General features: G+C 67.4%; 9 protein-coding genes. 8 read left to right on the top strand and 1 reads right to left on the bottom strand.

What is annotated here, in order from left to right:
• Window positions 1-511 (bottom strand): ATP-binding cassette domain-containing protein (locus L0G76_RS11565; protein WP_304357355.1); only part of this gene is annotated, 511 nt, incomplete at its 3' end.
• Window positions 512-778: 267 nt separating this feature from the next.
• On the opposite strand from L0G76_RS11565, the gene L0G76_RS11560 reads away from it, so the two are divergent.
• From L0G76_RS11560 to L0G76_RS11525, 8 genes are all read left to right on the top strand, one after another.
• Complete coding sequence (locus L0G76_RS11560; protein WP_114384900.1) at window positions 779-1,207, top strand: GntR family transcriptional regulator; 429 nt, start codon at window positions 779-781, stop codon at window positions 1,205-1,207.
• Entirely contained in the window at window positions 1,204-2,073 is an 870-nt protein-coding gene (locus L0G76_RS11555; protein ID WP_096159616.1) for an ATP-binding cassette domain-containing protein, read from the top strand. Before L0G76_RS11560 ends, L0G76_RS11555 begins: the two co-directional genes overlap by 4 nt.
• Window positions 2,074-2,117: 44 nt before the next feature.
• Window positions 2,118-2,828, top strand: coding sequence for a hypothetical protein (locus tag L0G76_RS11550; protein ID WP_096159998.1), 711 nt, complete (start codon window positions 2,118-2,120; stop codon window positions 2,826-2,828).
• Window positions 2,829-2,946: 118 nt separating this feature from the next.
• Window positions 2,947-4,470, top strand: coding sequence for a sensor histidine kinase (locus tag L0G76_RS11545; protein WP_165771026.1), 1,524 nt, complete (start codon window positions 2,947-2,949; stop codon window positions 4,468-4,470).
• The gene (locus tag L0G76_RS11540) at window positions 4,467-5,255 is read left to right on the top strand and encodes a response regulator (protein ID WP_096159620.1); all 789 of its coding nucleotides are present in this window, start codon (window positions 4,467-4,469) and stop codon (window positions 5,253-5,255) included. Before L0G76_RS11545 ends, L0G76_RS11540 begins: the two co-directional genes overlap by 4 nt.
• A 119-nt stretch (window positions 5,256-5,374) precedes the next feature.
• Complete coding sequence (locus L0G76_RS11535) at window positions 5,375-6,211, top strand: ABC transporter ATP-binding protein (protein ID WP_304357354.1); 837 nt, start codon at window positions 5,375-5,377, stop codon at window positions 6,209-6,211.
• Window positions 6,208-8,730 (top strand): ABC transporter permease, encoded by a 2,523-nt coding sequence (locus L0G76_RS11530; RefSeq protein WP_304357353.1) that lies wholly within the window; start codon window positions 6,208-6,210, stop codon window positions 8,728-8,730. Before L0G76_RS11535 ends, L0G76_RS11530 begins: the two co-directional genes overlap by 4 nt.
• 137 nt (window positions 8,731-8,867) lie before the next feature.
• On the top strand, window positions 8,868-9,171 hold a 304-nt coding region (locus tag L0G76_RS11525), incomplete at its 3' end, for a DoxX family protein (RefSeq protein WP_304357352.1).

Genomic DNA, 9,171 nt, shown 5'->3' with positions numbered 1-9,171 from the left:
TCGGCTCGTCGAGGAAGAGCACCTTCGGGCTCATCACGAGGCTTGCCGCCAGGTCGATGCGCCGACGCATCCCTCCGGAGTAGGACTTGACCGGCTTGTGCGCCGCCTCGCGCAGCTCAAAGGCCTCCAGCAGACCCGAGGCACGTTCGCGTGCCTCACCTCCGGTGAACCCGTACATGCGAGCCAGCAGTCTGATGTTCTCGGACCCGGTGAGGTCCTCGTCCACCGAGGCGAACTGTCCGGTCAGCCCGACGTTGAATCTGACATCATCGGCGTCGGCGACGATGTCATAACCGAGCACCCGCGCGGTGCCGGCGTCCGGTCTCAGCAGCGTTGCCAGCATCCGCACCACTGTGGTCTTGCCCGCACCGTTGGGCCCGAGGACACCGTAGACCGAGCCCGCGGGCACGCGCAGATCCACACCGTCGACGGCCCTGACGTCTTTGAAGTGCTTGACGAGACCGGTGGCCTCGACGGCCAACTCCGCGCTCACGGCCGTCTCCGGGGTCATGGCTACCTCCCGCTCGAGTGTTCGACAGCAGACGGACGCCACATCGGTGTCGGTGAGACACTCAGTGGCCCAGCTCACATTCTACCTGTGCCGCAGAACCCCGACCAAGCACATCGTGCGCCCCGACCTCGGCCCCACTCACACCGACCGGCCCACGAGTCCCCGCGCACACGGCCGGCGCGCGAACCCCCGCGGACTGAGCGGATTCGGGAACTCATCACCATAGACCCCTAGTACATTAGTGGACTAATGGACTATGATGGCACCATGTTCAGCAGCGACGGTCCGATCTTCCAGCGGTTGGCGGCTCAGATCGCTGACGACATCGCCGCAGGCGTCTACCCGGAAGAGGCAGCAGTGCCATCAGCCACCGACCTCGCGCTCTTCCTGCAGGTGAATCCGGCGACGGCGAGCAAAGGCGTGAACCTCCTCGTCGATCTCGGAGTCCTCTACAAGAAGCGCGGACTCGGGATGTTCGTCGCCGCCGGTGCTCGACAGCTGCTTCGCGAACGTCGCCGCGAAGACTTCCGCACCCGGTATCTGCAACCGCTGCTGGCCGAGGCGCACATGCTCGACATCGATTCCCACGAGCTGCATCGGATGATCGACCAAGAGCTCACCGCGCAGCCACAGAAGGATCGGTCGCCGACGGACCGGCCACCGACAGAACAGTCACAGACGGAGGATCCGCCATGACCACTGCCATCGAATTTCAGGACATGAATCGCACATTCGGGCGCACGGCCGCACTCGACTCGGTCGACCTGTCCATCCCGGAGGACTCCATCTGCGGGCTCCTCGGCCGCAACGGCTCGGGCAAGACCACTCTGATGTCGATCATCGCCGGCCAGGACCACCCCAGCACCGGCACTGTCACGGTCTTCGGCCAGCGCCCCTTCGAAAACGAGACGACGCTGTCGAAGATCATGTTCGTCCGTGACAATCAGGCCTACCCGGACGGCTACCGGCTCCGTCATGTGCTGCGCATCGCCGGCGACTTCGCTCCGAACTGGAATCCTCAGATCGCGGCCGAGCTGGTCGACAGGCTGCGCATCCCGGAGAGGACGCCGATCAGGAAGTTCTCGCGCGGGCAGTTCTCCTCCGTCGCAATCGTCCTGGGGCTCGCATCCCGGGCACCCGTCACGCTGCTCGACGAGCCCTACCTCGGTCTCGACGTCACCGCACGCTCCGTGTTCCATGAGGTGCTGCTCCGCGACTACACCCACCACCCCCGAACCATCGTCCTCTCGACCCACCTCATCGAGGAATCGGAGGGGCTCTTCGATCGGGTCGTCATCGTCGATCGCGGACGCGTGAGAGTCGACCGGGAACGCGATGGCATCGCGGACCTCGCATTCACCATGAGCGGACCCGTCGATGTCGTCGATCGATTCTCGACCGAGCGCACGATCCTGCACACCCACAGCGTCTCCGGGCTCAAGTCCGTGACCGTCGAAGGCGCCAGTGACGAGGGCACGGCTGCCGCGGCCGAGGCAGCCGGCGTCCGCATCGCACCCGTGACCCTGCCCCAACTCGTCGCCGCCTACGGTGCCGAGCGCTGATCCGCAGCAGACCAGCCGACATCGATCACGAAGGGACGATGATCATGAATGCGATCACCTCGACCGTCAAGCTCCACCTGAATCAGCGATTCAACACCTTCATCACACCACTGCTCATCGCCGGGACCGTCGCCCTCATCTCGGTCGGCATCTCACTCGTGTTCTGGCGTGCCGGCAGTCTTCCCGGAACGCCGGGATGGATCCAGGGATCGCAGGCCAATCCCGGCATCGTGTATGCGCTCGTCGGGTTCCTCGTGTACTTCGGAGTCGCTTCCGTGGCCACGACGTTCCCGTTCGCCCTGACGTTGGGCACGACCAGGCGAGCCTTCGTCACCGGCACCCTCGCCTGGTATGCCCTGACGGCGGCCTATATCGCGGTGATCTTCGCCGTGCTCAATGCCCTCGAGCAGGTCACCGACCACTGGTTCGTCGGCTTCTACATCTTCGATGTCCACGTGCTCGGGGCCGGCGACACGACCCGGCTGCTCCTCACCGTCTTCCTCGGCGTCCTCACCGCACTCACGATCGGCGGGGTCTTCGGCGCCTCTTGGGTGCGGTTCGGCGCGCGGGGCCCGCAGTTCATCGCCGTCGGACTCCTGCTCGTCGTCGGCATCGCACTGCTCGTCGTCATCGCCGATCTCGCTGAGCTCATCGCGGCCTTCGAACTCTGGTGGCTCGTCGTCGCCGCCGGTGCCGTGATCGTCGCCTCCGCTGTCGGCAGCTGGCTGCTGCTGCGACCCGCAATCGTCCGATGAGCTCCCGGCCCGCCCTCAGAATCTCCCCGGGCAGACCCCGTCGACGACCGACGCCCTGCCGACTGATCAGCCCTGGGTATGATGCGCGTCGGTTCGCCTTCGCACTAGCATGAGCCCCATGAACGACCGACTCTCCGCCGCCCGCGGCCAGCAGGCCGCACCCCCGTCGGACCCTGACAGTCGTCTCCACCGCGCACGCAGGCTGCTCGCCGCGCACCCCTGGGTGGCCGATGCGCTGATCTGGGTGCTCCCGCTGGCCTACATCGCCGTCACGACGATTCTGGCAGGTGCCGAGACGCCCACGTTCACGGCACTGCCGACCTTCTTCCAAGTCGCCATCGTCCTGCTCCAGACGCTCCCATTGGCCCTGCGGCGCACAGCACCGCTGTTCAGTTCGATGCTCATCGCCCTCGCCTGTCTGCTCAGCATACTCACGATGCTCGGTCCCACGATCGGCATCATCGCCGTGCCGTTGACGATCTACTCGACGACCGCCTGGGGCACGCGCCGCCACGGCCAGATCGTGCTCGGTCTCGGACTGGTGGGGGCGTGCCTGCTCGGCCTGTGGTTCTACCTCGTCTCTCTGCAGTCGACGGTCGGACCGGATGCGCGGCCTGTGGACTTCGGTGAGTATTTGGTCATGTTCACCGTCGTCGCCCTCTGCGCTTCGATCGTGCTCACCGCCTGGCTGCTCGGCGGAGTCGGCTACCGACGGCGCCGTGAGATCGAAGGGATCCGGGAACGCAACCGCCTACTCGAACATGAACGCGAATCCGAGACGCGTCTGGCCACCGATGCCGAACGGATGCGCATCGCTCGGGAGATGCACGACGTCATCGCCCACTCTCTCTCCGTCGTCATCGCTCAGGCCGACGGCGGACGCTACGCGGCGTCAGCGAACCCGCAGGCGGCGGTCGGGGCGCTCGAGACGATCTCCCGCACGGGCAGGGAAGCACTCGAGCAGACCCGATCGCTGCTGGGCTTCCTCCGCGCCGACGACGAGGACAACCGCCGTGCCGCGCCGCTGCCCGGCGTCGCCGACATCAGACGCCTCATCAACGACATCCGTTCCGCCGGTCTGCCCGTGTCCATCGGCGGCATCGACGAGGTCGACGACACCTCGCTGCCCGACGGTGCCGGCCTGGCGGTGTACCGCATCGTCCAAGAGGCGTTGACCAATGTGCTCAAACACGCCGGCAGCATCGCTCGTGCCCATGTGTCGCTGCACCTCGAAACGCGGGAATTCGTCGCCAGGATCAGCGATGACGGAGCCGGGCAGACCCCCGACGCCGAAACCTCTGACTCCGCGCAGCTGCGCTCCCGCGGCAACGGCATCACCGGAATGAAGGAGCGGGCCGCTCTCTACGGCGGCACCCTCACTGCGCGGCCCATCCGCTCCACGGGACTGCCCGATGCGAATCGGCCGCGTGCCGGACGTGACGCCGGCCTGTCCTCGGAAAGCGTCACCGGAAGCACGTTCGGCACTGCCACCGGCTTCGTCGTCGAGGCTCGCTTCCCCCTGCGTGAGGGCTCCCAGGCGGACGATTCGAACCACACAACAACGGGGACGAACGACATCACAGCCGATAGCCGTGCCCCGACAGCCGACACCGCAGACACCGACTCACAGACAGCCCGATGACCCCGCCCGAGACCCAGACGCAGACGAATCCGGGCGCCGCTCTGCGGATCGTGCTCATCGACGACCAGGCCCTCGTGCGCACGGGATTCGCCATGGTCATCGACTCCCAACCCGACATGAGCGTCGCCGGACAGGCCGCCGACGGCGACGACGGAGTGACCACAGTTCGAACCGTGGAACCCGACGTCGTGCTCATGGATGTGCGCATGCCGCGCGTGGACGGCATCGCCGCCACCGAGCAGATCCTCGCCCTGGCCGATGCCGGGCAGATCCGAACTCCCAAGATCGTCGTGCTGACGACATTCGATGAGGACGAATACGCCTTGCGGGCCCTCCGCCGCGGCGCTTCCGGGTTCCTCCTCAAGGACACCATGCCTGAGATCCTCCTCGAATCGATCCGCACCGTCATCGACGGCGGAGCGGTCATCGCTCCGAGCACGACCCGCAGACTGCTCGACAGACAGCTGCTCGCCCACCTCGGCGATGGCGATCTTTGCGACCGGGCCACACAGTCGGCACCACAGCCGGCAGAGAGCCCGTCCGCGGCCGGTCTGCTCGACGAGGCCGCAGCACAGCGCCTGGAGTCACTGACGCCGCGGGAGCGCGAGGTTCTCACCCTCATCGCCTCCGGGCTGAGCAACACCGAGATCGGCGATGAGCTCTGTCTGGCCAAACCGACCGTGAAGACCCATGTCGGACGCATCCTCATGAAACTCGAGGCCCGCGACCGGGTCCAGGCCGTCATCCTCGCCTACGAAGCCGGCCTCGTCCATGCACACGGCTGACTCCCTGCGCCGATGTCATCCCCTGGTATGACCTGCCCGTCCCGCGGTCGGTCCGCGGCAGGGCAAAGACCATCCTCCGGTCCGATGTGCCAGGTCTCGACAGCGACGAAGCTGGAGGCATGAACTCATCACCGACTCCGGCAGAGCCCACCATCCCGCCGACCGCCGATTCCGGCGATCATCGCGATCCGCCGCACCGGCACCCCTCACCGAGGCCGGCCATCCGAGCGATCGACCTGCGCAAGAGCTATGGCGCAGGCGACGCGCAGGTGCTGCCTCTGGACGGCCTCAGCCTCGACATCGAGGCCGGACGCTTCACCGCGATCATGGGCCCCTCGGGATCGGGGAAGTCGACACTGCTCAACATGCTCGCCGGACTCGACACCCCCGATTCCGGGGAGGTCGTCATCGGCGACACCGCGATCTCCGGCCTCAGCGACCGCAAGCTCACGGCTCTGCGCCGCGACCGGATCGGATTCGTCTTCCAGGCCTTCAACCTCGTTCCGGCGATGAACGCCGAGGAGAACATCCTGCTGCCCTCGCATCTGTCGGGCCGGCGGACCGACAAGCGCTTCTTCCGCCGCATCGTCGATCTCCTCGGCCTCAGCGATCGACTGCGCCACCGCCCTCATGAACTCTCCGGCGGCCAGCAGCAGCGCGTGGCAGTCGCCCGAGCCCTCGTCGCCCAACCCGACGTCATCGTCGCCGACGAACCCACCGGCAACCTCGACTCGACGTCAGGGGCCGAAGTCCTGGGGATCCTGCGCTCCTCGGTCGATGAGCTGGGCCAGACCGTCGTCATGGTCACCCACGATCCGGTGGCCGCTTCACGCGCCGATCGGGTGGTGCTGCTGGCCGACGGACGCCTCGCCGGCGAACTCTCCGACCCCGAACCGGAGACCGTGGCCTCGGCCCTCATGCAGGTCGCCTCCGCCGACGGTGGAGGTGCTCGATGATCCGCCTCGCCGTCTCCAATCTCCGCAGCGCTTCCGGCAGACTCATCGCCGCCGGCATCGCCATCGCCGTATCGGTGGCCTTCATCGTCGCCGCGCTCCTGTTCTCACAGGCCTTCGGCGACACGCTGCGCAACCAGGTCCGCGCCCAGTGGTCGGGTGCCGATGTCGCCATCACCGCGGACGCGGCGGATGACCCCACAGCACCCGCGGAGGGCTCTGCGCTGAGCGAATCCCTCCGCGAGGCCGTCGCCGATGTCGACGGTGCCGAGTCCGCCCAGCTCACCGAATCCGGCTACGTCTCGGTCACCTCGGCGTCCTCCACCGTGACCGCGAACGTGACGAACGTTCCGCAGGGTGGGCAGTTACAGCCGGAGGAGGGATCGGCCCCGAGCGGGGCGGGCGAGATCATGCTCCGCGCTGCCGATGCCGAAACGCTCGGGGTCGATGTCGGGGAGTCGCTGACCCTGTCGACCTTCGACGCATCCGGAAGCGGCGATGGCGAAGGCCCCTCCTTCACCGTCTCCGGCATCATTCCCGGCTCCTCGAGCACCGGGCTCGCCCTCTACCTCACCGAAGCCGGGCTGCAGAAGGCGCCGACAGAGCTCATGCCCGAGGCCGTGCGCATCGTCGCCGCCGACGGCACCGAGCGCGCCGATCTCGCCGCGACGGTCACGTCGTCACTCGAGTCTGCCGGACTCGACGAGGGCGTGTCGGTCCAGACCGTAGACCAAGTCGTCGCGGATCAGGTCGACGAACTCTCCGGAGCCTCGGACTTCCTCTCGACTGTCGGCATCGCCTTCGGGCTCCTCTCGGCCGGAGTCGCAGCTCTGGTCATCTCGAACACGTTCCAGGTGCTCGTGGCCTCACGCATCCGTGTGCTTGCGCTCTTCCGCGCCGTCGGTGCCTCGCGGCAGCAGGTCCGTGGCGCTGCCCTCGTCGAGGGCCTCACCCTCGGCGTCGTCGGTTCGGCCGTCGGCGTCGGCCTCGGATTCCTCATCGGCTGGGGTCTCACGGCCGCAGCACGAGCGTTCTGGATCCCCGAGTTCGCTCATGTCTCCTTCTCTTGGACGGCGTTGCTTCTCGGCCCGGCCGTCGGCATCGCCGTGACTGTGGCCGCCGGTCTCATCCCCGCTGTCCGTGCCTCGCGGGTCTCCCCCATCGAAGCGCTGCGGCCGGTCGACGTTCCCGCCGCCAACCGCCGCGTTCCCTGGGCCCGGGCGGTCCTGGGTCTGGTGCTCGCCTGCATCGGCGTCACACTGAGTCTCTACGGAGCCCTCGAGCAGTCGGTCGTCTTCGGCATTCTCGGCTGCTTCGCCCTCTTCGTCGCGATGCTCGTGTCAGCACGGGTGTTCGTGCCGCCGTTCGTCGGGTGGCTCGCCCGCCTCATCGGGGCGGTGACCGGGCGGTCCCCGGCGGTGCTGTTGGCCGGGCGCTCAGCGAGTTCCGCAGGTTCACGCACGGCGTCGACGACGGGCGCCCTGCTCATCGGCATCACTCTGGTGACCGCTGTCGTCGTCGGCTCGGCCAGTCTGCAGCGTACCCTCGAGCTCGCCACCGCCGGTGACACCCCGGTCGACCTCGTCGTCGCAGAATCGGGCGGCGACGTGGAGTCCGTCCTCGACGGCTCCGACATCGCCGAAGACCGGACCACGGTCCCTGCCCCTGCCGCCTCGGTAAGTGTCGACGGCTTCTCCGGCTCGGGAGAGCTGGCGGTCACGAGCGCCGACGAAGCCGCGGACACTCCGGTGGTCCGCAGCGAGGGCTTCGATGTCGACGAGGGCACAGTCCTTCTCGCACCGTCGGCTCTGGGCATCGATGCCGCCGCGGAGGACATCGACGGCAAGAGTGCAACCGTGAGCATCGGGGGCGAGAACATCGTTCTCACCGTCGTCGGTTCCCGCAGCGTGCCGACGGGCACTGCCCTCGTCAGCGGCGCGGATTCCGCCGCGATCGCCGAGGCGGCCGGCAGCTCGGCAGAGAAGCAGACCTGGGTGCGAATCGCCGATGACGCTTCGACGTCCCAGATCGAGGCGCTGACGTCCGAACTCGACGCCGTCGGGACCTCGAGCGATGCTGGTGCCGCACTGACCCGGGCCCAATATGCCTCGGTCTTCCAAGTCGCGCTCACGGTGGTCCTCGGTCTGTTGGCCGCGGCAGTCGTCATCGCCGTCATCGGGGTGAGCAACACGCTCACGCTCTCGGTCATCGACCGTCGTCGGGAGGGTGCACTGCTGCGTGCCCTCGGCTTCACGCGGCGGGCGATGTCGCGGATGATCACGACCGAATCCCTGCTCATGGCCGTCATCGCGCTCGTCTTCGGGACCGTGCTGGGCACGTTCTTCGGCTGGGTGGGCACCTCCTCGCTCACGGCAGGCACGACCGATCCGGTGCTCTCCGTTCCCCCGATCCAGCTGGGCCTCATCGCCCTGGCAACGATCATCGCGGCGGTGCTCGCCTCGGCGATCCCCGCCCGCTCGATGTCCCGGATCGCTCCGGCGAAGGGAATGAGCATGGAGTGAGCCGGCCCGGGGTCGGGCCGCCTGAGGTCGGCCCGGGGTCGGCCAAGGATGTTCCCGGGCGGGGGCGGATGTTCAGCTCCCTGACATAAACTCAGAATACGGTGTAGTTGCACTTTCAATCAATTATGGAGATCGCTGTGTACGCCACGACTGGATTCCCGACCATCGCCCGCGACATCATCACCGTCCTCGCCCGGATCGCCCTCGGCGTCATCTTCATCGCCCATGGCTGGCAGAAGTTCAATGAGTGGACTGTTTCGGGAACCACCCAGTCCTTCGCCCAGATGGGTGTGCCGCTGCCGGACATCGCGGCACCGTTCGCCACCTTCGTCGAGCTCATCGGCGGTGCGCTGCTCATCCTCGGCGCCCTGACCCCGCTCGTCGGGATCCTGCTGGCTGCCAACCTCATCGGCGCACTGGTCATCGTGCACCTGGTGCCCG

It is taken from the genome of Brevibacterium picturae, from assembly GCF_030453725.1.
GTDB classification, from domain to species: domain Bacteria; phylum Actinomycetota; class Actinomycetes; order Actinomycetales; family Brevibacteriaceae; genus Brevibacterium; species Brevibacterium sandarakinum_A.
The sequence above is the reverse complement of the archived record's forward strand: the minus strand, read 5'-3'. Positions and strand labels throughout refer to the sequence as shown.